The following is a 25071-nucleotide window of genomic DNA, read 5'->3' on the forward strand; positions in this document are numbered from 1 at the left end:
ATTGGAAAAAAGAAATCCCATCATATTGATTCATGGACTGTGGAATACTTCAAGTATTTTTTCTTCTATTACCTCAAAACTTGATGAAATTGGAATTGAATATTTTGCTCCAAATCTTAATCATTCATATGGAATGACTTCAATTATTGATTTAACAAATATAGTAAATGAATTAATTCTAGAGAAATACGGTCTAGAAAAAAAAATAGATATTTTAGGATTCTCTATGGGAGGAATAATTGGTAGGTATTGGCTGCAAAAATTTAATGGATATAAAAGAACAAGAAGATTCATATCTATAGGAGCCCCTCATAAAGGAACATTGATAGCGCAATTAGTACCTAAATTCCCATTTAGAGGAATTTCAGAAATGAAAATAAATAGTTATTTCTTGCGAGAACTTGCAAAGAATGAGTTTTTGCTTAATGATATTGAGTGTATAAATTTCTTTACTTATTGGGATCTAATGGTTTTCCCTGGCTGGTGGACTAACTTGAATTTAGGAAAACAAATATCACTAAAAGTATATAAACATAGAAATCTTGTTAGAAATAAATCTGTAGTAGAAAAAATAATAAATGAAATTATTATCTAGCTCCTGATAAACCCAAGTGTCTTATCAAGGAATCTGTTTGAGGCTCTCTTCCCCTGAATAGCTTGAAAATGTCTAATGGAGGTAAGCTGCCACCCAAGCTAAGTATCGTATCTTTAAATTTCTTTCCGATGAACTTTAAATCTTCAGAGTTTTCTAGATCAGCTTCTTCGAACATAGAAAAAGCATCAGCGCTTAGAACTTCAGCCCATTTATAAGAGTAATATCCTGCAGAGTATCCACCTGCAAATATATGACTAAAACAACAAAGAAATTGATCTTCTTGAATTGGAGCAATAACAGTAGTTTGTTTTGCAATTTCTCTTCTTATTTCATCTGCTGTTTTACCATCATTTTTATCAATACTACTGTGTAATCTAAGGTCTGTAATCGCAAAATGTAGTTGTCTAAGAGTAGCCATACCACAATTAAAAGTTCTATTCTTTAGAAGCTTCTCAAAATTTTCATCAGATAATTTTTCCCCTGTTTTATAGTGCTTAGCAATATTCAGAAGTGTATTTTTATGGAAACACCAGTTTTCCATAAATTGACTTGGAAGTTCGACTGCATCCCATTCGACATTATTGATGCCAGCTGCCTGAGGAAGATTTACAGTGGTAAGCATGTGTTGAAGACCATGACCAAATTCATGAAATAGTGTCTGAACTTCTTCAAAACTCATCAAACTAGGTTTGTCTTTTGACGGTGGAGTTTGATTACAAATAAGATAAGCTACCGGTAGGGTCTTTTTCCCAACATTATTTTTATTCAAACATTCATCCATCCAAGCCCCTCCTCTCTTTGTTTCCGGACGAGAATATGGATCGAGGTAAAAAGATGCTATTTTGTTATCTTCTTTATTGAGAATATTAAAAAATAAAATGTCATCATTCCATAAAGGTGCTTTATCAGTTGCCTCGACTACTTTAATTTCAAAAAGCTTTTCGCTTAATTTGAATAAACCATTCAACACATCATTTAGAGGAAACCAAGGTCTCAAAGACTCTTGATCTAAATTGAGATTTTCCTTCCTAAGTAGTTCAGACCAATAGCTAATATCCCATGGCTCAATAGTCTTCAATTTTGGAAAACCATTAGCTTTAGAAAACTTATTGAGCGTTTCTAATTCAATTTTTGCGGTTTTTAATGCAGGTTCTCTCAATTCTTCTAAAAGGTTTTCAACATTTTTAATTTCTTTGGCCATTTTCGTTGACAAACTTAGTTCTGCCCAACTTTTATAACCGAGAAGATTAGCCTTTTTAGTTCTAAGAGATAATATCTCTTCAATGATTTGAGAATTATTATTTTCTCCTTGAGACGCCCTACTTACGAATGCCTTATAAAGTTTTTCTCTAAGGTTACGGTTGTTGGCATATGTCATGAACGATGTATAAGTTGGAATATCTAGACTTAATTTCCAAGGACCATTTTTAATGTCAGCTTCACCATCTTTTTTTAAGTGATTGTGAGCAGAAATTGCCATCAATTCAAGTACTCGAGCAGGAAGACCATCAATTTCAGATTTTTTATTTAATATTAAAAACCATTTATTAGTTGCATCAAGAACATTGTTACTAAAATCAGTTGATAGCTTTCCAAGCTTTTCTGATATTTTGTTGAATTCTTCTTGATCATTTTTTTGTAGTGAAATTCCTCTATGTTGCATTTCAAGAATTTCTTTATCTAAAATTCTGTTTTTTATTTGATCAAAATCATTTGTCTCTTTAAGCTTTACTAAAGAATTGTAAATTATTTTACTTTGCCCGAATTTGTTACTTAAGCTAATTATCTTGGGTAGAAAGTTTGAATAAATATCTCTAAGACTTTCAGAATTATTTACTGCATTTAGGTGACTTATGACACCCCAGCTCCACCTTAGAATTTCATTGACTTCATTTAAAGGATTTATTACATTATTCCAATTTAAGTTATCTTGAATCAAATAATTAGATAAATTTTTCTCAATGTTTTTAAAATCTTCGGCAATCTTTTCTAGTACTAATGGAAATTGTTTATTGATATTTTCTGGGGTGAATTTATTGAATTCTGGTAATTCTCCATAATTAAAAATCGAGGTATCCATTTATTAAAAAAGATTAATTAGCTATTATTGGAATTATTCCTACTAACTTAGCTAAAGTTAGCTGCTGACTGAGAGCATTGGTTGAAGATTCGTATAAATTTATGGCGATTTTCGGCCAAAAACCTATTACTAAAGTAGGCAACAATAAGCTAAAACCAATTGTCAATTCTCTACCATTCATTTCCTTAACTGTTGCTAGTGCAGGGATTCTGGGTCCAAAAAATACTCTTCTACACATTGATAGTAGATATATTGGTGTTAGAACTAAACCGATAGCTGCAATAAGAATTGTGATTGATCTGAAGAGTGAACTGAAGCCTTCTTGACTTGTGATACCTAGAAATACAGTGATTTCACTTATAAAGCCGCTCATGCCAGGCAATGCAAGGGAAGCTAATGAGCTTGCTAGGAAAAAAGCAAAAGTTATTGGCAAGACCTTTGCTAAACCACCCATATTCGGAATTGAGAGAGTATTCGTTCTCTCATAGAATGATCCTGTAACAAAAAACATTGCTGCTGCGATAAGTCCGTGACTTATCATTTGGAGCATTGCTCCACTTATTCCTAAAGCATCTACCGCTCCGATCCCTAAGAGAACAAAACCCATATGGCTAATTGAGCTACATGCAATTCTTCTTTTGACATTATCCTGTGCAAATGCATTTAGTGCTCCGTAAATTATATTAATGATCCCAAGAATTATTAATGCAGGTGCAATTTGCAGGTGAACTTCAGGTAAAATTTGAACGTTGAATCTCAAGAGGGCATAGCCTCCCATTTTTAAAAGTATTCCCGCAAGTAACATAGATACGGGAGCATTAGCTTCTCCATGTGCATCGGGTAGCCAAGTATGTAATGGAAAGATAGGTAGTTTTACTCCAAAACCTATTAAAAATCCTAAATATGATAACAATGCTAAGCTGCCAGTTACGTGTTTATTAGTTAAGTCGCTGATATTTAGGGTAAAAGAATCACCACTCAAGGCAATGGCTAATCCGCTTATGAGTATTAGTAAAGAAGCTAAAGCTGTGTAAAGAATAAATTTAGTAGCTGCATATAATTTCTTTTTCCCTCCCCAAATGGCAATAAGAAGATAAACCGGAACCAATTCAAGTTCCCAAGCTAAGAAAAATAACAGGAAATCTTGTGAAAGGAAGACTAGTGCTTGAGCAGATGCTTGCACTAATAAAAGGGCAAAATATAAATTTGATTTTTTCTTTATTTTCCAACTTGCGGCAGCTGATAAAAATGTAATTAACCCACTTAAAGCTACTAGAGGAGCAGACAATCCATCAACTCCAAGTGACCACTCAAGGCCTATCGAGGGTAACCAAGTAGCTCTCTCCACAAGTTGCAAGGAGCTATCTGAAGTATTAAATTTCTGGAAAAGTACGCCTATTATAAGTAAAAAATCTATAAACAAAAAACTTAATGAGATATTTCTAGGGAGCGTATTATCTTCCCCTTCATTTGAACTCAAGAAAGGCATTATTAATGCCCCGATTAAAGGTAGTAAAACAATAAATGATAGCCAAGGGAAAGATTCTAAATTCATTTTGTAATGAATAATTTTTTTATTCTAGTTGAAGTTGCACTAGCTTGAGACTATAACACTAAAAATGCCTAAGTAAAACTACTTACCAGAGATAGTGCTGAATTGACTGCCAATTGTTTGTACGTTTAGGAATGGCGCTCTACTTGCTACACCTGACATCTCCCATGCTTTTACCATAGCTTGACTAACGTTTTTTCCATTTTCCTTTTTACACAAAGCTAAAATGCTTGGTCCAGCTCCACTAATTGCACATCCTAAAGCACCTGCTTGTAACGCGGCATCTTTGACTTCCAGCCCACCTTTTATAAGTTTCCATCGGTATGGTTCGTGCAGCTTATCAAACATCCCCTCTTTTATTAAATCATCATTTCCTGCTTTTAAACCATTTAGCAATAAAGTAAGTGCCCCCATATTAGTCACTGCATCAGATATAGGAACATTCTTAGGCATTACTTTCCTTGCCTCACTTGTGCTTAAACGAATAGCCGGTATTGCTACAACAGCTTTGATAGAATCGTGCCAATCACATCTTATTATTCTCCATCTTTGGGAAGAAGTACGGGCGGTCAAACAAAGCCCCCCTAAGAGAGAGGGAACTACATTATCAGGATGACCTTCAATATCAATAGCAAGTTCAAGAAGTTTTTCTTTTGACAGTGGAGAGTTCATTATTGCATTCGCTCCGATTAGTCCCGCAACTATAGCTGTAGCACTACTTCCAAGTCCTCGTGCTGGTGGAACAGCCAACTTAACTCTTGCTTCTAGTGCAAAAGGGTCCATATTTGCACTCTCCCATACTTTCTGAGCTGCTCTAAAAACTAAGTTATCTGGGCCCCCTCTTAAGTGATTACCATCTGTACTTTCCATTATCAAATCAAATCTATCTCCACCTCCTTCGATTCTTGTAAAAATAAATTCATTATATAAATCTAATGCTGCACCAAGGCAGTCGAAACCTGGCCCCAAATTTGCAGTTGTAGAAGGTACTGTTACTCTTATTTTTTTACCTACTTCAGGAATAGACATTTTTTACTTAGTTCTTAAAAGCATTTTTGCTCTGCAAGCTGCACTAAATAGTCCAAATTCTTCATCTAAAATTACTCTCAGAGGTATTGTTTTAAGAATATCTTTTAATCTTCCTTTATCAAAAAATTGTTTCATAAATAAATCTGATTTAAAATTTTTGAAATGTTTTGGAGCTGTTCCTCCAGAAATCCATAATCCTCCAAAGCATAATTCTTGAAGTGCGACATCTCCCAATAAAGAGGCATAAGCATCCAACCATATTCGCTCTACTTCAATCATTAGCTGATCCCCTCCGTTTGAAAGATCGCAAATTTTTTCAGGTAGTTCTTTTCTCGCATTATCAGAAATTTTAATTTCTTTTAAATATTTTTGTAGAGGATGGTTTTGGGCATCAGGTTTGCTTAGTCTCCATTCGGCAATTCTTGATAAACCAGTACCACTAACAATTCTTTCACAAGATATCCTTTCGACTTTTAGGTAATTTTTAAGCCAGTTCTTCAATTCCCATTCTAATTTTGACTTTGGCGAGTATTCAACATGACCACCTTCGCTAGCTAAAACTTTTATATCACTTCCTAGTATTATGCCTCTTGCAATGCCCAAACCAGTCCCCGCGCCAACAATGGCATGCAAATCATTATTAGCAACTTTAGAATTTGTTCCATTTTGAATAGTGGAATATTGATTTTTTTTTAAGAAAGGTATTCCATAAATTTGCACTGCGAAATCATTTATTAGCTCACAGCTTTGAAAATTAAATTTGTTCTGTAATGCTTTTTCGGAAATATCCCATGACAAATTCATGATTTTTGCTTTGTTATTAGACAAAGGACCAGCGACTGCAAAACATGCAGAAGAGGGATGGGTAATATTTTTACATTCATTTTTTAGAAAATTTTCTAAGATTGATTCAAAGGAATCCCACTCAGAAGATAAATATTTCTTTTTGAATACTAACTTGGGCGAATCATCATTTATATCTTTTCTAAATATTCCTAAAAGAACCTTGGTACCTCCTAAATCACAAGCTAGAAAATTCATTATATTTAAAATTATTCTGTTCTACCTTTTTTTTCTATTAATTCATCCATTAATTTGTATAAATTAGGTAAATCGAAAATTCCTAAATTTGTTCCATCTAAAGCTCTTACGGCGACTGAATTGATTTCCTCTTCTTTATCTCCAATAACTGCAATTAAGGGAACTCTCCCAAGAGTTGCCTCCCTTATCTTATATCCTATTTTTTCATTCCTAATATCAACTTTTGATCGGTAACCATTATTATTTATTAATTCATTAAACTTTAAACACTTTTCAATATTTCTATCAGTAATGCTCAATAAAATTATTTGATAAGGCGCAATCCAAATTGGGAATTTTGCCTCATATTGTTCAATTAAAATTCCGATAAATCTTTCAAAGGATCCTAAAATTGCTCTATGAAGCATAACTGGATTTCTTTTTTCATTATCAATGTCTACATAAGTTGCATCCAATCTAATAGGCATTGAGAAATCAACCTGAATAGTCCCGCATTGCCAGACTCTATTAAGACAATCTTTTAATGAGAATTCTATTTTAGGACCATAAAAAGCACCTTCACCAGGTTGGAGTTCCCATCTTAGGTTCTTATTATCTAGAGCTTTGGTAAGAGCTTCCTCTGATTTATCCCAAATCTCTTCACTACCTACCCTTTTTTTAGGACGAGTTGATAATTTAATGATGATTTCATCAAAACCAAAAGTTTTGTAAACCTCGAAAACAAGATCTATAAAAGTTGACACCTCTTCTTGAATTTGTTCTTCTGTGCAGAATATGTGCGCATCATCTTGAGTAAAGTTTCTTACTCTCATTAAGCCGTGTAGTGCACCAGAGGGCTCATTTCTGTGACAAGAACCAAATTCAGCAAGACGAATAGGTAAATCCTTATAACTTTTTAAACCTTGATTAAATACTTGAATATGGCATGGACAATTCATTGGTTTAATTGCATAAGTTCGATTTTCTGATGCAGTAGTGAACATATCGTCTCTAAATTTTTCCCAATGACCGGATTTTTCCCAAAGTGATTTATCAACAGCTTGTGGGGTTTTAATTTCTAAATAATCATTTTTTTTGAGTATTTCTCTTATGTACTTTTCCAGCACCTGGTAGATTGTCCATCCATTTGGATGCCAAAAAATCATTCCTGGAGATTCTTCTTGTATATGAAATAGTGAATGTTTTTTGCCAAGTTTTCTATGATCCCTTTTTTCCGCTTCTTCAATTCTTGTTAAGTAGTCATTGAGTTCTTTTTCTTTTGCCCATGCAGTTCCATATATTCTCTGTAATGATTCATTCTCACTATTCCCTCTCCAGTATGAACCTGATAATTTAAGTAATTTAAAGTGTCTCAAATGTCTAGTATTGGGTACGTGAGGCCCTCTACACATGTCGATATATTCTTCGTGCTTGTATAAATTGATGAGGCTTTCTTCAGGAATTTCTTCAATTATTCGTAATTTAAAAGTCTCATCTCTTTCTTTAAAAGTTTTAATTGCTTCTTCTTTAGAAACTTGTAAAATTTCAACGTCATAGTTTGTTTTTATTAATTTATTAATTCTATTTTCGATTTTTATTAAATCTTCAGGGGTAAATCTGTATTCAGAAAAAATATCGTAATAAAAACCATCTTCAATTACAGGCCCAATTGCCATTTTAATATCAGAGTAAATTTGTTTAACTGCATGACCAATAAGGTGAGCAAAGGAATGTCTTATTATTTCAATTCCTTCTTTATCTTTTGATGTGATGATTACAACTTTGGAATCTCTATTTATTGGAATAGTTGCATCAAGAAGAACATCATTTACTTTCCCAGCAATTGTAGCTTTAGCTAATCCAGCGCCTATACTCTGTGCAATTTCTAAAATAGTTACAGATTTTTCGAAAACCTTTTTTGAACCATCAGGTAAGGTAATTATTGGCATGAATTATTTCTCCATTTCGAAGAAACCTAATTTTGATTTAACTCTTTTTAAAGTCTGATTTGCTAAATCTTCAGCTTTTTCCTTCCCTTCATCAAGGATTTTATTTAATTGATAGGGATCATTAATTAATAATTTATACTTTTTCTGAATAGGTTCCAGAGATTCAATAAGTTGTTCTGTAATTAATTTTTTAAATGTCCCCCATCCAGTCTCTGAGAAATGATTTTCACATTGAGAAATTTCTTTGCCAGATAATATTGAATAAATCATCAAAAGATTTTTAGATTCTGGTCTCTCAGGATTGTTAAATTCAATTCCAATAGAACTGTCACTTTTTGCTCTTTTTATTTTTTTTGTAATTATTTCAGGAGCATCTAATAAGTTAATACGACTCCCCTCATTAGGATCACTTTTGCTCATCTTTTTTGAACCATCAATTAAACTCATTATTTTTGATCCATTCTTCATGATTATTGGTTGAGGGATTTTTAAAATATTTTTATCCTTACTAAATCTGGCATTAATTCTCTGTTGTGCAATATCTCGGGCAAGTTCAAGATGTTGTTTTTGATCCTCACCTACTGGTACAAAGTCTGCGTCATATAAAAGAATGTCTGCAGCCATTAGGATCGGATAGTCAAATAATCCAATGGATACATTATTTCCCTGTTGTGTCGATTTTTCTTTAAATTGAATCATTCTTTCCATCCAATTTATTGGGGTCATGCAATTTAATATCCAACAAAGTTCTGAATGTGCAGAAATCTGACTTTGGACAAAAATTGAGCATATTTTGGGATCTATCCCACAAGCTAAGTACAAAGCCGCAGTAGAAATAGTGTTTTTAGATAATTCTTTGGGGTCATATGAAGCTGTGATTGCGTGCAAATCAACTACACAAAGAAATGTTTCATATTTATCTTGAAGCGTAACCCAATTATTTATGGCCCCAAGCCAATTACCAATATGTAAATCACCAGTTGGTTGAACTCCCGAAAGAATTCTTTTTTTATTTGCCATCCTCTTCTACTTCGCTAGATTGGTTCTCTTCAGTTGATGTATTTTTTACAGGTCTTGCAAAGGGGTCAGGAGTTGTTCTTGTCTTTTCTTCATAAGGATTTTGTAATTGTCTATTCGGAGAAGAGTTTTTATTATTTTTAGCATATTCTGTGATTGATTCAATCAATTTTTCGTCTTTGATCATTTCGCTAAGTGTTCTTACAGAGAAACCCAGCACTGCAACGGTAGACCTTAATTGAAAGGTCTCTTGTATTGATTTAACAGCTTTCATTTCGTTATCACTCAATCTTATGCGAAATCCTCCTCCATCTCTTCTGCCGCCAGATCTATCTCTGAAATTAGATCTTTCATTATTAGAACGAGTTCTGTAATTTTCTTGTCCAGGATTATTGCCGAAATTTGAATTAGACATCTTGATGTTTCTTAAGTTATTTAAATAGTTTATTAATTTAGCATCTTGTTATGCAATAAATCTTTTTAAAAGCCTTAAATTTTTATCTTTTGATTAACGACTTATGTAATTTCGCTTTTCTCATTCACAACTTGCACTAAAATAAAATTAGAAAAATAAAGTATTGTGCTTGATATTAGTAAAGACAACCTTTTAAAAGATTTCATAAGGTCCCCCAAAAAAAATCTTCTTATTATTTTATTATTGTTAGGTTTTGGGGAATGGTTTGTCAGTGACTTAATTAATTTTGCAGGAGGCTCAATAGGATTTTTTGCGTTGTGTTTGGGGGGATATTTTTACTTGAAAAATGATAAGCCTAAATTTAATGAGCCAAATAATTTAGATGGTTGGATAAATCTATGTAATGAAGATTTAAATTTTTTTGAAGAACTTGAAGCAACAAATGAATTAGAAAAACAGAATTCAAAAAGACAAAAAATGCTTGAATCGATTCTTAATAGATGCGAAAAAGAAAAAATAAGTTGCATTGGACAAAAAGATTATCAGAGTTGTCAGTCTGTTTTAAAAAGTCATTTTAAAGCAGATAAGTTTGACTTTGATTTATATAAAAAACTGCCTAAATACAATTCTTCTCAAGTTATTCCAGAAGGAGCTTTGAAGAGTGATGCAATTTTGTATTTTATAAACTTGCCTTTGTCGGCAAATGATTTTTTGTGGCTGAAAAAGTTTCCTAAAAATATGCCAATCTGGTTGGTGGCTTTAACTTCCAACGAAATAGAAGCCAAAAATCAGATAGAAGACCTAAAGTCTCAAATTTCAAGTGACTTTATAAATAAAATTATTACTTTTGATGTGAATAAGAATGAAATAATAAATATACCTTTTTCGTTAAGGAAGTTTTTCATGAGTTCATCTAAAAATATTGAAAATACAAAAAAAAGGCTATTGAAAGAACTTCATATTGCCTTGCAATCTGAAATTGAAGGAATAAGAAGAATGCAATTAAAAGGTATACAAAGAAAAAATCAAATTCTTGTCGCGACATCTGTTTTCTTATCTCCTATCCCATCAATTGATGTTATGGCAATGACAGTACTAAATTCATTAATGATTAAAGAAATTAAGTCTATATGGGGATGTAATTGGTCTCCTGAAATTTTAGATAAAGTATCTAAAGAGATTTTAAAGACTGCGATTGCTCAGGGAGTTATTGAATGGAGTGGGCAGACTCTAATTGGCATAACAAAATTACATGGACCAAATTGGCTTGTTTCTGGAACATTTCAGGCTGTCAGTGCTGCTTATTTAACAAGAGTTGTATCAAGCTCTTTGGCTGATTTTATGGCAATAACAAAAGGAGTAGAAGAACCTGATTTGGACTTTATAAAGAAAAATTCTGAGAAAATTGTTGAAAAAGCTTTTGAAAAAGAAAAAATAAATTGGCAAGGATTTATTTCCGATCTTAGAAAACCACTTATGAAACTATCTTTTAGTTCATAATCTAAGGATGAAGGTTAAATATGAAAAAAAATATTATTTTTTTAAGTTTGTTACTTCTGCTTTCTCTTACTTCAGGCTCATGTAAGAGAATATCAAATAAAAATGAAAGTAAAGAAGTAATATTGGCAAGTTTCACTGTTTTGGCAGACATAGTTAGCAACATTACTAAAGATGATTTTATTGTTAGATCAATAACGAAACCTGGAGTTGAGGTTCATGGCTACCAGCCAACTCCAAGCGATTTGGTAAATGCCTCTAATGCTTTTGTTTTTATTGATAATGGATTTGGATTTGAATTATGGGCTGAAAAATTTGTTTCTAATTTAAAAGTTAAAAGAATTACTGTCGCGGAAGATTTAGATCCTATTTTTATCAGTGAAGATTTCTATAAAGGGAAACCCAATCCTCATGCCTGGATTTCTCCAAAAAGAGGGATCCTATACGTAGATATTCTCGTGGATTATTTATCAGAATTGAGGCCATCCAAAAGAACATTATTTGAAGAAAATGGAAAAATTTATAAAAATAAACTATCTAAATTAGATAAAGAATTCTCACTTTTTATTAATAACTTAAATAAAGAAAGGAGGTATCTAGTAAGTTGTGAAGGTGCTTTTTCATATCTAACAAATGATTATGGATTAGAGGAAGTTTATTTGTGGCCAGTTAATGCTGAGAGTCAAATTACTCCCAAAAGAATGACAAGAACAATCTCACTAGTTAAAGAAAAAAATGTCCCATCTGTATTTTGCGAAAGTACTGTAAGTAACGAATCTCAAATGGTTGTTGCAAACGAAGCTGGGGCTAATTTTGGAGGAAATCTTTTTGTTGATTCTTTATCTGATGATAGTGGGCCTGCTAGTTCCTATATAAAAATGCTTGAGCATAATTTGGATTTAATTAAAAAAGGGCTTTTTTGAATTATGGAATCAATCAATTATCAAAACTTTAGGATTGATGCAGAGAATATTTGTGTAGACTACAACGGTAAGGTGGCTTTGTATGATGCCAATTTAAGATTGAAACCTGGCCAGATTTGTGGGTTAGTAGGGATGAACGGCGCTGGTAAAACAACTTTTTTTAATGCTTTAACTGGCTTTGTAAATATTTCAAAGGGAAAAATTAGAATAAATGGAGAGTCTGTAAGATCTGCTCAAAAAGATCAGACAATTGCTTATGTTCCTCAGAATGAGGGGATTGATAGTCAATTTCCAATAAGTGTTTGGGATGTAGTGATGATGGGAAGATATGGTTCGATGAATATTTTTAGGTGTCCTAGAGAGTCTGATGTTCAGGCGGTTAAAGATGCTATTGAAAGAGTTGATCTCACGGATCATTTATCTACACCTCTTGGAAACTTATCTGGAGGTCAGAGAAAAAGAACTTTTTTAGCTAGAGCAATTGCGCAAAGAGCGTCAATATTACTTCTTGATGAGCCTTTTTCAGGTGTTGATATAAGAACTGAGAAACTTATCTCGGAATTATTTATTCAATTTAAAAATGAGGGGAAAACTATATTATTATCAACGCACGATATGATTCATGTCCGTGAATTTTGTGATTTGGTTCTTTTGATAAATAAAACTGTTGTAGCTTATGGCGAGACCTCTGAAGTGTTTACCCCTGAAAATATTACAACCACTTTTGGAGGGATCTCACCTGATTTCTTGTTTGGACCTGAATCCTAAATTTTAAATTATATGGAGCTCTGTCTTTTTTTAACTTTAGATTCATTCATAACAGATCCTCTAACTCATGACTTTATGAGAAAAGCACTTCTTATGAGTTCATTAGTTGCAGCTGTTTGTGGTTTTCTATCAAGTTATTTGACTCTTAAAGGATGGGCTTTAATGGGAGATGCAGTGTCGCATTCGGTAATGCCTGGTGTTGTGGTTGCTTATGCATTAGGTCTTCCTTTCTCCTTAGGGGCATTTATTTTCGGAGTTGGTTCTGTTGCATTGATAGGGTTTATTAAGCAGAAATCTAGAGTTAAGGAAGATACTGTTATTGGGTTGGTATTTACTGGATTTTTCGCTCTTGGAATCGTTTTAGTTTCTAAGATTAAAAGTAACATTGATTTGCACTCTATTCTTTTTGGTAGTCCATTAGGAATATCACTTTCAGATGTAAAACAAACTATATTTATTTCTTTATTGGTAGTAATCCTTTTATCAATCTTTAGAAAAGATTTAATGCTTTATTGTTTTGATCCTAGGCATGCAAAAACAGTTGGGATTAACGTACTTTTTCTTCATTATTTACTGCTCACATGCTTATCTTTGGCAGCTGTTGTGGGCTTGCAGTCTGTCGGAATTATTTTGGTAGTTGCAATGTTGATTACACCAGGAGCTACAGCATATTTACTTACGGATAAATTTGATAAAATGACAATAATTTCAGTATTAAGTGCAATTATCTCAAGCCTGATAGGAATCTATGTTAGTTTTTGGTTTGATCTTGAAACAGGTGGATCAATTGTCTTAGCACAAACTTTTATATTTTTATTTGCTTTTTTATTCGCTCCAAGATATGGAATATTTAAGTTAAAGAAATTATTTGCCGGGTATAAATGATAGTGTTGGAAGAAACTTTTAATAAAAAGTGGAATTGGTGGCCATTATTCCCCTTATATCCTTATGGAAAAAAGAAAACAATTTTAAGAGAATTAATTCCTGATCAAATATGGTCTTTGGAACAAATACAGGGATTATATTATGTTGCGGTTCCAATAAGAATGACGGTAATAAAGGTTGACAATGGATTGATGCTAATAAATCCACTGCCTCCGACAAAAGAATTAATAAATGAGTTAGAAAAATTAATTATGATACACGGCAACGTAAAAACAATAATTCTACCGAGTGCCTCTGGACTAGAACATAAAATCGGACTGCCAGCTCTTTCAAGAATTTTTAAAGATGCAGAAATTTGGCTTTGTCCTGGACAATGGAGTTTCCCCATAAATCTACCTCTAGATTTTTTAGGAATTCCATCAAAAAGATCAAGAATACTGTTTGAGGAAGGTACTCCACATACAAACTCCTTTAAATGGTCTTCATTAGGTCCACTTAATTTAGGACTTGGAAGATATCAGGAGATAAGCTGTTTCCATTATTCTACGAAAACTCTTCACGTAACAGATGCAATAGTTGGAATAGACTCTACACCACCTGAGATATTTAATTTTGATCCAACTCCACTTCTTTTTCATTCTAGAGAGAGAGGAGATGAGCCTTTAATTGACTCGATTGAACAAAGAAAAAAAGGATGGAAAAGGTTAGTCTTATTTTCATCTTTTTTGAAACCAGGTAAATTAAATATTCCACCTTTAAAAAAAATATTAAAGTATTCATTCAAAAAAGATCTTAGAAATTGGAGATCTCATTTCGGTATTTATCCCTTTTTATGGGACGCAGATTGGGAATCCTCTCTTGTTGAAATAATGGGTAAAGACACTCCTAAGATTCAAATTGCACCAGTTTTACAAAAATTAATTTTTCCGCGTTCTAAAGAGGTTTTAATTATGTGGTTAGAAAATATCAAGTCTTTTAAAGATATGGAATATTTAATTCCCTCTCATTTTACTGCACCCATAAAATTTACAATAAATGATTGTCAAAAATTAATTGATGAAATTAATTCACAAAAATGGGACAAATCACCAGAAGATAATAAATTTTTGATAAGTTTGTACAAAAAATTGTTTGATCTAGGAATAATTCCTAAAGAAGTTAATCTCTAAAAAATATTATTCTTCGATAGACATGTTTTCGTCATTTTTAAGAGTTTGTTCTAACTCTTTTCTTTGCTCCATTTGCCTTAAGAAATATCCTGTCATCATTGCCGAAGATAGTAAATTGGCTATGTTTTCCTTTGAGGATGTTATTTTTACATCAAACTGATCTGAAGGGAGCATTCCAAGAAGACCCTGAACATTATGTCTTATAATTTCTTGAATATCTTCACTAGCTGATGTTGCTACTCTTTGCAAAACTTCTGGTGATTGTTTTTGCAAGTATTGAATTAAATCATTATCATCATTCGGATCATTATTTTCAGTAGCAAGAAATTCTGGATTAAACATTTCTACAACTTCAAGATATAAAAACCCTACAACATCATGTACCCATTAATCTAAATTATTAAGGGCAGGGAACCGAATAGGTCCAATTTTATTAAACGGCCAATATCTAAAAATAGCTTTACCAATAACCTTTTCATAGGGTAAAAATCCCCAAATATGTGAGTCCATACTGTTATTTCTATTATCTCCCATCACCCATAATGACTCTTCAGGGACAATAAAAGGCCCTATAGAATAATTAATATTGTTGTCAAAAACGTAATTCTTTTGAGCGATATCGTTTAAGTAAAGGTTACCGTCTCTTACTTCTACCTTGTCTCCGGGTATTCCAATTACTCTTTTTATTAGTGCAGTATCTGCTTCATAACCAGCATTAATTAATTGTTCCGGAACGTTAAAAACAACTATTTTATTTTTTAATGTTGAAAGATTTGACTTGGATGTGATTTTGGGAGTTACTTTCTCAACAAGAATTTTATCTTGTATTTGAAGAGTTGGAAGCATTGAACCGGATGGGATCCATCTTGGCTCTATAACCTGCCATCGTATAATTAAAGCTATAGATATCCAGATTAAAAGATTTTTTAAATCCTTTAATATTGAATTTCTTTTTTCTTGAGTTGTAGACATGTTTTATTTAATTCAGTTATAAGAAAAATCCCAAAGCATTTATATAAATTATGACATCATCTATTGAATGCAAAAATTTTCTTAGAAGTTTACAACTTTTGAATCTTCTTATGAAAATAGGAGTTCAAAATTTAATATTATGCCCTGGAAGTAGATCAGCACCTTTAGCAATAGCTGCAGGAGAATTAAATAAATTAGGGCTGGTAAATATTTTTAATTCAATAGATGAGAGATCTGCGGGATTCCACTCTCTTGGGATTTCTGCTGCATCAGGTAATCTTTCTTTAGTTATTACCACTTCTGGGACTGCCGTAAGTAACTTATTGCCAGCAGCAGTAGAGGCAGACCGATCTTGTAAAGGTATTATATTTCTTACTGCAGATAGACCCTTAAGATTAAAAGATTGTGGCGCTAATCAAACAGTAAATCAAGAAGATTTTTTGAGTTCAGTCTGCAGAAGAGTCTTAAGTACAAATCTAAATGGACTTCATGAAACACAAGAAAATGAAATCTTGAATTTAGTTCGAATTACTGAGAAACAAATATCAACCTTTCCTGGTCCTATTCATTTAAATATTCCTATTGAAAAGCCTTTAGGTATTTCATTTTTTAATAAAAAAAATGTTTTAGAGGTTTTTGAGAGAATTTATTTAAAGAAAAAATATATATTTCAGGAAGTTGAAATAAAGTCTGATAAAAACAAATTCTTAGAAATTTCAAAAAGTTTAAATTTAGATAAATCCGGCATTATTTTGGTAGGTCCTTATCAAGGTTCAATAAATGATTTGACTTCTTTCAATAAATCTATAGAACGATTACAAGAAATTACTGGTTGGCCAGTATTCGCTGATCCTGTTTCAGGAGTTTATTCTGATTTAAGAGGATTAGTTGTGAATTGGGAATTAGTCTTAAGGAAAAATAAAAATTCAATAAATTGTCATCAACTTTTGAGGCTTGGCCCTATGTCATCCTCTATTGATTTGGAGAAGTTTTTAATAAACTTCGAAGGGATACAAATTCTTATAAAAGAAAAAAACTATAGAAAATTAGACCCTATAAAAAAATCATTTGAATATGATTTTGGGCTATCAAATTTTACTAATCTATTGTTAGAAAAATTATCAATTAAAGAAAAAAACAAAAAGCCTCTTACTTCGATGGCACTAGATCTGATAGAGGAAGGTGAGCAGATTAAAAAAATTTTAAAAGAAAAAATTACTCAAGATAATCAAATTACTGAGTATATGCTTGCAAATCTTGTCCCAAAACTTTGGCCAGCTGAAAATCCTATAATGCTCTCCGCGAGTAGCCCGATTAGAGATTGGCTTACATTTTCTGAAAATGGCACTTTAACAAGAAATTGTTTCAGCTTTAGGGGAGCTTCTGGTATAGATGGTACTTTATCTCTTGCATTAGGTATTTCTAGAATTAAAAATCCTCTACTTCTTGTGACTGGAGATTTGGCTTTTATTCATGATATAAACGGTTGGCTGATTGAAAATTCAATCGATATGAATTTAACAATTCTTCTAATAGATAATAATGGCGGAAATATATTTAATCGTATTTATAAAGAAAATTTAAAAGAAGAAGAATTAAAAAAACTTTTTCTTATGCCAAAAGAAATAAAATGGCCAAAACTCGCAGAGGGTTTTCAAGTAGAATTTAAAAGTGTGGCAAATTTTAAAAAATTACGAGAGGCATTCGATTGGAGCATTTCTATCCAGAAATCTGTAATAATTAAAGTTGATATTGATCCAGAAAATGAAATTTGTGAAAAAAATGCCCTTCTAAAAAAAATAATTGGCAGCTAAATTCATCATTTTCTATCTTTGAATAATTAGGTTTCATGAAAGTATTACCTGGTAAAACAACTTTAAATTGGTCAGAATGCAAATCTTATGAAGACATATTGTTTCACAAATCAGATGAGGGAATTGCGAGAATTGCAATTAATCGGCCTGAAAAAAGAAATGCATTTAGGCCACAAACTGTAGATGAACTCATTAATGCATTTGATATCGTAAGAAATGATGAAACTATTGGCGTAGTTCTATTTACAGGTGCGGGACCTGATAAGAAAGGTATTTATTCTTTTTGCTCTGGAGGTGATCAGAGTGTAAGGGGTGAAAATGGATATAAAAATGATGAAGGGAAGCAGAGATTAAATGTACTTGAACTTCAAAGATTAATAAGAAGTTTGCCTAAAGTGGTTATTGCCTTAGTTCCTGGTTTTGCAATTGGAGGAGGCCAGGTACTTCATCTAATTTGTGATCTCAGTATCGCCTCCGAAAATGCAATATTTGGTCAAACAGGTCCAAGAGTTGGTAGTTTTGATGCGGGTTTTGGATCTAGTTATTTGGCAAGAATTGTTGGGCAAAGAAAAGCAAAAGAAATTTGGTTTTTATGTAGAAAATATAATTCCAAGGAAGCTCTTAAGATGGGCTTGATAAATGCAATTACAAAGATTGAAGAATTAGAAGCTGAGGGTGTAATCTGGGCAAGAGAGATTTTACGAAATAGTCCAACTGCTATTCGTATTCTTAAAGCTTCATTCAATGCGGAGAATGATGGGATTGCAGGTATTCAAGAATTATCTGGATACACAACTCAATTATTCTACTCGACTGAAGAAGCTCAAGAAGGTAGAGATGCCTTTCTTGAAAAGCGTCCACCAGACTTTTCTGACTACAAGTGGACTTCCTAGTTTATTTTTCAAAAGAACTTTTTTAAATAATTATCAATGAGAATTCTTCTTGCCGCTGCTGAATGTGCTCCAATGATCAAAGTTGGAGGTATGGGAGATGTGGTTGGTTCGTTACCTCCATCTTTGATAAAACTTGGTCACGATGTAAGGGTAATAATTCCAGGGTATGGAAAATTGTGGAGTCTTTTAGAGGTATCGAATGAACCAGTCTTTAGAGCAAATACAATGGGCACTGATTTCGCCGTATATGAAGCAAAACATCCCATTCATAATTATGTGATTTACCTAGTGGGTCATCCAACTTTTGACTCTGACCAAATATACGGAGGCGAAAATGAGGACTGGCGCTTTACCTTTTTTGCTAGTGCCACTTCTGAATTTGCCTGGAATTGTTGGAAACCTCAAGTTCTCCATTGCCATGATTGGCATACTGGAATGATTCCTGTGTGGATGCATCAGGACCCCGAAATTAGTACTGTCTTCACAATTCATAATTTAAAATACCAAGGCCCTTGGAGGTGGAAACTTGAAAAAATGACTTGGTGTCCTTGGTATATGCATGGAGACCACACAATGGCTTCGGCAATGTTGTATGCAGATAGGGTCAATGCTGTTTCTCCGACCTATGCAGATGAAATTAAAACCCATGAATACGGGGAGAGTCTTGAAGGATTACTTAATTATATTTCTGGTAAATTAAGGGGAATTCTTAATGGCATAGATCTTGATGAATGGAATCCAGCCAAAGATCCAGTTTTGCCTGCAAAATTCAGTATTAAGAATTTAGGAAATAGAATAGAAAATAAAAAAATTCTTCAAAGAGAAATGGGTCTCGAAGTTAATTCTAAAAAATATCTTTTAGGTATGGTCAGTAGGTTAGTTGATCAGAAAGGGGTTGACTTACTTTTACAAGTTTCCAGAAGACTTTTAGCATATACAGATTCGCAAATAGCTGTTTTAGGTACTGGAGATAGATACTTAGAGTCAGGATTATGGCAACTGGCATTAGATTACCCTGGTAGATTTTCAGTATTCCTTACCTATGATGATTCTTTATCAAGGCTTATATATGGTGGCTCTGATGCATTCTTAATGCCAAGTAGATTTGAACCTTGTGGGATTAGTCAACTTCTTGCTATGAGGTATGGCTCAATTCCAATAGTAAGGCGAGTTGGAGGTTTAGTTGATACAGTCTTACCTCATGACCCAGAAAATAATAGTGGTACAGGTTTTTGCTTTGATCGCTTTGAACCAATAGATTTCTATACTTCTTTAGTTAGGTCTTGGGAGGCCTTCAGACATAAAGATAGTTGGGAATTACTGCAAAAAAGAGCTATGAGCCAAGAGTTTAGTTGGCAAAGATCGGCTCTCGAATACGAAATTATGTATAAAGATGTTTGTGGAATAAAGGAACCATCCCCAGATGTTGCTGAAGTTGAAAAATTTTCTTACGGACAATCAGCGGATCCATCTTTAAGAAAAAGTATGACTTAATTTTTTAATGGAATTCTCTTTATCAGAATTAAACTATGTTTTGGGGGATATAAAAAATCTTGGCGATGAAAAAAAAGATTTATTGAATTTTAAAAATATAAGTATTGATAGTAGAACTTTATTAAGTAGTGATCTTTTTATTGCGATCAAAGGTAAAAATTTTGACGGACATAGTTTTCTCTCAGAGGTTTTAAATAAAGGAGTTCAATCAGTAGTAATTAAAAAAGGTATGCAAAAATTACTTCCTAGTGAATTCCCTTGTTGGGTTGTAGATGATACCTTAGAGGCCTTTCAAAAACTAACATTGCTAAAAAGAAAAAAATTAAATATCCCTATTGTTGCGATAACTGGTTCAGTGGGTAAAACGACAACAAAAGAAATGATTGGCGAAGTTTTAAAGAAACTTGGAAGAATTAAAGTATCCAGAGAAAATTGCAACAATGAAATTGGCGTTGGTCTTACTATCCTTGGGACCGATATAAAAGATAAAGTTTTGGTTCTTGAGATGGGAATGAGAGGTCTTGGACAAATTGAAAATTTATCTAAATATAGCGAACCAGACATTGCAGTTATTACTAACATTGGGACAGCCCATATTGGATTGTTAGGATCGAAAAAAAATATTACTTACGCAAAGTGTGAAATTAGCAAGTTTTTAAATCCTAAAGGAGTCGTAATCATACCAGCCAATGATTCATTACTAGAGAAAACTTTAAAAGAAGACTGGAGAGGTAGAGTAATAAAAGTAGAGCTGTTAAATATAGAAAATCAAAATGAGAATTTTAAGAGAGATTATAATTTGCGAGGATTTTATAATCCTTCGAATAAAACAATTTTAATTGAAGAAAATACCTTTGAAATTTCATTTGAGGGATTTCACAATGCTTCGAATTTCTTGTTTGCTTATGCAGCTGCTAAAGAGTTAGGCATTGATTTTAAAAGTTTTAATAAATTTGATTTTGTAAGTTTAGGTGGAAGGAATAAAGTTCTTAAATCAGTTAAAACAACAATATATGATGAATCATATAATGCTTCGCCAGAGTCAGTAAAAGCATGTATTGAAAACCTGCTTGAAAAACCAAGAAATAAATTTTTCATATTTGGAAGTATGCAAGAATTGGGAAAAGAATCTGAAAAATATCACAAGGAAATATTCAACTTAATAAATAATTCAGAAATAGAAAAGTGCTTATTTATTTGCGATAAAAAAAATGAAAAAATTTACACCAATTATCTGAAAGATAAGAAAAAGTTCGTAGTTTTAAATCATATTAAAGATGTCCCTTTTGAGATAAACAAATCTACTAAAAAAGGTGATTCTATTCTTATTAAAGGGAGCAGATTTTGGCAACTTGAAAAAATTATTGAATTAATTAACTAGACTAGGATTTCTTTCTTTCCCAATTTTCTATATTTACTTGCTTAGTTCTTGAGATTGCTAATGAATTATCTTTGGAGTCTTTTGTGATCACTGAACCAGCTCCTGTTGTAACTGATTCCCCGAGATTTATTGGAGCTACAAAAACTGTATTTGCACCAATACTGGAATTTTTACCAATTTTTGTTTGATGTTTTTTCTGACCATCAAAATTTGCAGTAATAGTGCCTGCTCCAATATTTGTAGATCTTCCAATAATAGAATCGCCAATATAACTCAAATGGTTTACTTTAGATTCTTCCTCTAATTGACTATTTTTTATTTCAACAAAATTACCTATTTTGCTAAAGGAAGATATTTTGGAATTAGGTCTTATATGACTGTAGGGACCAATTTTTATATGATCTATTATTTGCGAATCATAAACGGTGGAATTTGAGATTTCACAATTTAATCCTATTTTAGAATTTTCAATAAAAGTATTTGGTCCAATAACGCAATTATTAAATATTTTGGTATTCCCTCTTATGTGAGTATTAGCCTCTATAATTACATCTTTGCCAATCTCCGCTTCTTCACTAATTGAACAACTTGCTTTATTGATGAATGTTACACCATTAAGCATATGTTTTTCCTTGATTAAATTCTGAATAATTTCTTCGCACGTTGATAGTTGTATTCTATTGTTAATACCTTGAAGCTCTCCATCATCATCTATTTCTAGGCTTATTGAATTCTTTAGTAAAGATATAGTATCAGTTAAATAAATTTCTTTCTGGTTATTATTACTCTGTAATTTATTTATGATTTTTGACAAATTTTCCCAGTTGAAACAGTAAACACCTGCATTTATTAATAAATTAAGGCGTTCTTGATTAGTGCAATCTTTTTCTTCAACAATTCTTTCTATTAAATCCTCTTTCAAAAAAACTCTGCCATACCCATGAGGATTTTTTTTACTTGTTGTTATCAAAGAAACATCAGCATTTTTTGAATTATGTAAATTTAAAAGCCTATTTAAAGTATCAGGCTTAATAAGAGGTACATCTCCATTGAGCACCAAAAGTTTTCCTTTATTTTCTTTTACTTCTTTACAAAGTACCTGTATAGCATGACCAGTTCCTAATTGAGGATCTTGAATTACAAAATGGATTTTTTTATTGTTTTGGATTGAGTCTTGGACTTCTTTTGATTTGTGTCCAGTAATTACGAAGATTTGATCGGGATTTAATTCAATACATGAATCAATTACTCTCTGTAAAAGACTTTTGCCAGAAATTTTATGTAAAACTTTTGGCAATGAGCTTTCCATCCGAGTACCCTTGCCTGCAGCTAATATGGCAACACTAAGCATATTTTTTTGAATATATATCTAAATCTAACTCCTAGAGGCCGACTTCGTCATTCCCCATTTTGTTCTCCATTTTTTTGTAGATAAAAGATTTGAGGATAATTGCTCATCTAATCTTTTACTAATGATATCTTCCTTACTTGAGTTTAAATTTTGATCTCGATAAGGAATACTTGCTTTTGTTAAAAGATGTTCCTCTTCCATGACAGATAACTTATCGAAATTTGAATTGAGTTTAAATTTAAACTTATCAAATTTTGCTATAGCGACAGTACCCTGACTCCAATAATTTCTAGAATTCAAATTTGGTTTAATTGTAAAAATCTCTAAACCTAGATTTCTTAATGTCTTTCTCACTGCCGCTGAAGAGGAATAAGTTATTAAATATCCCTGAGGATTGAGTTTTTGCGACACCTTAGATAAAAATTCAATCGTCCAAACTTGTGGGCATTTTTGAGGGGAAAACCCATCTAAATATATCAGATCGAATTTTTTTGTAGCAGGAATAATATTAATTTTTTCTCTAGCATCGCCCCACAAAATTTTGCAGTTAAAAAATTTATCCTCAAAGCAATTTTTTCGATACAATGATGAAAATATTTGTTGGATTTTTGGAGCCCATAAATTCTGAAATGATTGATTCTTTAGCGCATATTCAAGAGGCTTTTTATCTATCTCTAAGGCATACCAATTTAAATACGATTTTTGTTTAATTAATTCGTTTATTAAAGAAGCAGTATTATATCCTAACCCAAAACATATATCCAAAACTTCAAGAGATCTGCCCTCGAATCTTTGCAAATCAGAAGGGACTGTAAACTTTTTTTTTGTTTCCTCTAATGCTCCTAATAAGCTATGAAAATTCTCTTGAAAAAAAACACTTCTTAAAGAGTAACTCCCATCTTTTGTTAAAACTTCTATTAATTCGGACAAAAAAATTTTTAGTTAACTAATTTTGCAAGATCATCCCAAAAAGCAGGATATGAAACATTAGATGCATCTGCTCTTATTATCTTTGAGGTGCCTTTGGCAAGAAGTGAAGCAATAGCAAGACTCATTGAAACTCTATGATCAGTCTCACTGTCTACCTCCGCAGAATTAAATTGTGATTGTCCATTTATAATTAATCCATCCTCTTTCTCTGATATTTCAGCACCGAATTTGCGTAGCTGTCTTGTCATAACTTTTAATCGGTCTGTTTCCTTAACTCTTAATTCCTGAGCATCCTTAATTTCAGAAACTCCATCACAAAAACAGGCCGCTACCGTGAGAATAGGAATTTCATCTATAAGTTTTGGCAGGAGATCTCCCTCAATAGTGAATGATTGTAAATTATTTGCAGTCTTCACTTTGATAGATCCAATAGGTTCTCCAGCAACTATTGATTTATCTAAAACCTCATAATTGCAACCCATTGAATCCATTACATTTAATATTCCTGTTCTAGTAGGGTTTAATCCAACATTCTTAATTAAAATCTCTGAATTTGGAACAATAGATGCAGCAATCATCCAAAAGGATGCAGAGCTTATATCTCCAGGGATTAATATTTTTTGACCAATTAAGTTAGCCCCTGACTTAATTACTACATTTCTTCCAAATTCCCCTCTAACACTTATATCTGCCCCAAATGCTTTTAACATTCTTTCGGTATGATCTCTTGAAGATGCTGGCTCAATAACGGAAGTAGTTCCAGAAGCCTTGAGGCCTGCTAATAATATTGCAGATTTTACTTGCGCACTTGCTACAGGGGTTCCAATAAGACATCCTTTAAGTTTTTTCCCCTCAATTGAGATTGGAGCTTTGTTACCTCTTTCTCTCCCTAAGATTTTGCCACCCATCAAAGATAATGGTTTACCTACTCTTCCCATCGGTCTCTCATTAAGAGAACTATCCCCAGTTAAAATGAAATTCTTATGTTCTTGACCAGCTAATAATCCCATTAATAACCTCATAGTGGTTCCAGAATTGCCACAATTGAGAATTTCTTCGGGCTCTTTTAATCCATTTAGGCCTACGCCTGAAATAGTAAATGGCTCATCTTTTTTTATTTCTGGAATATTTACACCTAATTTCCTAAGACAATCAGCAGTTGAAAGTGGATCTTCAGAATGTAAAAAGCCCTCAATAGTAGTCTCACCTTGCGCAATACTCCCGATTATCAATGCTCTGTGAGAAATAGATTTGTCCCCTGATACTTTTATTTTTCCTCTTAAATTTCCTCCACCTTTAATTGTGCGGATATTATTCATTTTCAAACTAGTACTTAA

The 25071-nt window shown here is 32.6% G+C and carries 22 protein-coding genes; 10 read left to right on the forward strand and 12 right to left on the reverse strand.

Annotated features, from left to right (window positions below):
* The first annotated feature begins 1 nt into the window (after nt 1).
* Nucleotides 2-595 carry an esterase/lipase family protein gene (locus HA144_RS03250; protein ID WP_209042378.1) on the forward strand — a complete coding sequence of 198 codons (594 nt, stop codon included), beginning with the start codon at nt 2-4 and terminating at the stop codon, nt 593-595.
* Here the strand turns inward: HA144_RS03250 and HA144_RS03255 are convergent.
* The 7 genes from HA144_RS03255 to HA144_RS03285 all read right to left on the reverse strand — a co-directional run bounded on the left by HA144_RS03255 (nt 588) and on the right by HA144_RS03285 (nt 9657).
* A complete protein-coding gene (locus HA144_RS03255; RefSeq protein WP_209042381.1) occupies nt 588-2675 on the reverse strand; it encodes a M3 family metallopeptidase in 2088 nt (695 codons plus the stop codon). The two genes, HA144_RS03250 and HA144_RS03255, sit on opposite strands and share 8 nt — an antisense overlap.
* A gap of 13 nt (nt 2676-2688) precedes the next feature.
* Nucleotides 2689-4230, reverse strand: a complete 1542-nt coding sequence (locus HA144_RS03260; protein WP_209042382.1) for an NAD(P)H-quinone oxidoreductase subunit 4 — start codon at nt 4228-4230, stop codon at nt 2689-2691.
* A 78-nt stretch (nt 4231-4308) separates the two neighbouring features.
* The gene (gene thrB / locus HA144_RS03265) at nt 4309-5256 is read right to left on the reverse strand and encodes a homoserine kinase (protein ID WP_209042384.1); all 948 of its coding nucleotides are present in this window, start codon (nt 5254-5256) and stop codon (nt 4309-4311) included.
* 3 nt (nt 5257-5259) lie between these two features.
* Nucleotides 5260-6297 carry a glucokinase gene (locus HA144_RS03270; protein WP_209042386.1) on the reverse strand — a complete coding sequence of 346 codons (1038 nt, stop codon included), beginning with the start codon at nt 6295-6297 and terminating at the stop codon, nt 5260-5262.
* Nucleotides 6298-6308: 11 nt separating this feature from the next.
* A complete protein-coding gene (gene thrS / locus HA144_RS03275) occupies nt 6309-8225 on the reverse strand; it encodes a threonine--tRNA ligase (protein ID WP_209042388.1) in 1917 nt (638 codons plus the stop codon).
* A gap of 3 nt (nt 8226-8228) precedes the next feature.
* Nucleotides 8229-9245 (reverse strand): tryptophan--tRNA ligase, encoded by a 1017-nt coding sequence (gene trpS, locus HA144_RS03280; RefSeq protein ID WP_209042390.1) that lies wholly within the window; start codon nt 9243-9245, stop codon nt 8229-8231.
* Nucleotides 9235-9657: a hypothetical protein gene (locus HA144_RS03285; protein WP_209042392.1), complete on the reverse strand. Its 423-nt coding sequence runs from the start codon at nt 9655-9657 to the stop codon at nt 9235-9237. Before HA144_RS03285 ends, trpS begins: the two co-directional genes overlap by 11 nt.
* A 165-nt stretch (nt 9658-9822) precedes the next feature.
* Between HA144_RS03285 and HA144_RS03290 the strand changes: the two genes are divergently transcribed.
* The 5 genes from HA144_RS03290 to HA144_RS03310 are packed head-to-tail and all read left to right on the forward strand — an operon-like array spanning nt 9823 to nt 14899.
* Nucleotides 9823-11157 carry a DUF697 domain-containing protein gene (locus HA144_RS03290; RefSeq protein WP_209042394.1) on the forward strand — a complete coding sequence of 445 codons (1335 nt, stop codon included), beginning with the start codon at nt 9823-9825 and terminating at the stop codon, nt 11155-11157.
* Nucleotides 11158-11177: 20 nt separating this feature from the next.
* Nucleotides 11178-12077, forward strand: coding sequence for a metal ABC transporter substrate-binding protein (locus tag HA144_RS03295; protein ID WP_209042396.1), 900 nt, complete (start codon nt 11178-11180; stop codon nt 12075-12077).
* Between the two features lie 3 nt (nt 12078-12080).
* Nucleotides 12081-12845, forward strand: a complete 765-nt coding sequence (locus HA144_RS03300) for a metal ABC transporter ATP-binding protein (RefSeq protein ID WP_209042398.1) — start codon at nt 12081-12083, stop codon at nt 12843-12845.
* 12 nt (nt 12846-12857) lie between these two features.
* Nucleotides 12858-13730 carry a metal ABC transporter permease gene (locus HA144_RS03305; protein ID WP_209042400.1) on the forward strand — a complete coding sequence of 291 codons (873 nt, stop codon included), beginning with the start codon at nt 12858-12860 and terminating at the stop codon, nt 13728-13730.
* Entirely contained in the window at nt 13727-14899 is a 1173-nt protein-coding gene (locus tag HA144_RS03310) for a DUF4336 domain-containing protein (protein WP_209042402.1), read from the forward strand. Before HA144_RS03305 ends, HA144_RS03310 begins: the two co-directional genes overlap by 4 nt.
* Before the next feature lie 6 nt (nt 14900-14905).
* Here HA144_RS03310 and HA144_RS03315 read toward each other — a convergent pair whose 3' ends face one another.
* Together HA144_RS03315 and lepB are read right to left on the reverse strand one after the other, a co-directional pair.
* Complete coding sequence (locus HA144_RS03315) at nt 14906-15241, reverse strand: DUF760 domain-containing protein (RefSeq protein WP_209042404.1); 336 nt, start codon at nt 15239-15241, stop codon at nt 14906-14908.
* A 45-nt stretch (nt 15242-15286) separates the two neighbouring features.
* On the reverse strand, nt 15287-15871 hold the full coding sequence (lepB, locus tag HA144_RS03320; RefSeq protein WP_209042406.1) for a signal peptidase I: 585 nt from the start codon (nt 15869-15871) through the stop codon (nt 15287-15289).
* A 50-nt stretch (nt 15872-15921) separates the two neighbouring features.
* Between lepB and menD the strand changes: the two genes are divergently transcribed.
* The 4 genes from menD to HA144_RS03340 are packed head-to-tail and all read left to right on the forward strand — an operon-like array spanning nt 15922 to nt 21453.
* Complete coding sequence (gene menD / locus HA144_RS03325) at nt 15922-17685, forward strand: 2-succinyl-5-enolpyruvyl-6-hydroxy-3-cyclohexene-1-carboxylic-acid synthase (RefSeq protein WP_209042408.1); 1764 nt, start codon at nt 15922-15924, stop codon at nt 17683-17685.
* Between the two features lie 35 nt (nt 17686-17720).
* Entirely contained in the window at nt 17721-18578 is an 858-nt protein-coding gene (gene menB, locus HA144_RS03330) for a 1,4-dihydroxy-2-naphthoyl-CoA synthase (protein WP_209042410.1), read from the forward strand.
* 36 nt (nt 18579-18614) lie between these two features.
* Complete coding sequence (gene glgA, locus HA144_RS03335) at nt 18615-20072, forward strand: glycogen synthase GlgA (RefSeq protein ID WP_209042412.1); 1458 nt, start codon at nt 18615-18617, stop codon at nt 20070-20072.
* 7 nt (nt 20073-20079) lie between these two features.
* Nucleotides 20080-21453, forward strand: coding sequence for a UDP-N-acetylmuramoyl-tripeptide--D-alanyl-D-alanine ligase (locus HA144_RS03340; protein WP_209042414.1), 1374 nt, complete (start codon nt 20080-20082; stop codon nt 21451-21453).
* A gap of 1 nt (nt 21454) precedes the next feature.
* On the opposite strand, the gene glmU is transcribed toward HA144_RS03340, so the two are convergent.
* From glmU to aroA, 3 genes are read right to left on the reverse strand one after another with little or no spacing between them, the layout of a single operon-like run.
* Complete coding sequence (glmU, locus tag HA144_RS03345; protein WP_209042415.1) at nt 21455-22804, reverse strand: bifunctional UDP-N-acetylglucosamine diphosphorylase/glucosamine-1-phosphate N-acetyltransferase GlmU; 1350 nt, start codon at nt 22802-22804, stop codon at nt 21455-21457.
* A 24-nt stretch (nt 22805-22828) separates the two neighbouring features.
* On the reverse strand, nt 22829-23734 hold the full coding sequence (locus HA144_RS03350) for a tRNA (5-methylaminomethyl-2-thiouridine)(34)-methyltransferase MnmD (protein ID WP_209042417.1): 906 nt from the start codon (nt 23732-23734) through the stop codon (nt 22829-22831).
* A gap of 8 nt (nt 23735-23742) precedes the next feature.
* Nucleotides 23743-25059, reverse strand: a complete 1317-nt coding sequence (gene aroA, locus HA144_RS03355; protein ID WP_209042419.1) for a 3-phosphoshikimate 1-carboxyvinyltransferase — start codon at nt 25057-25059, stop codon at nt 23743-23745.
* Nucleotides 25060-25071 lie beyond the last annotated feature (12 nt).

Source organism: Prochlorococcus marinus XMU1404, from assembly GCF_017696175.1.
Taxonomy (GTDB): Bacteria; Cyanobacteriota; Cyanobacteriia; order PCC-6307; family Cyanobiaceae; genus Prochlorococcus_A; species Prochlorococcus_A marinus_X.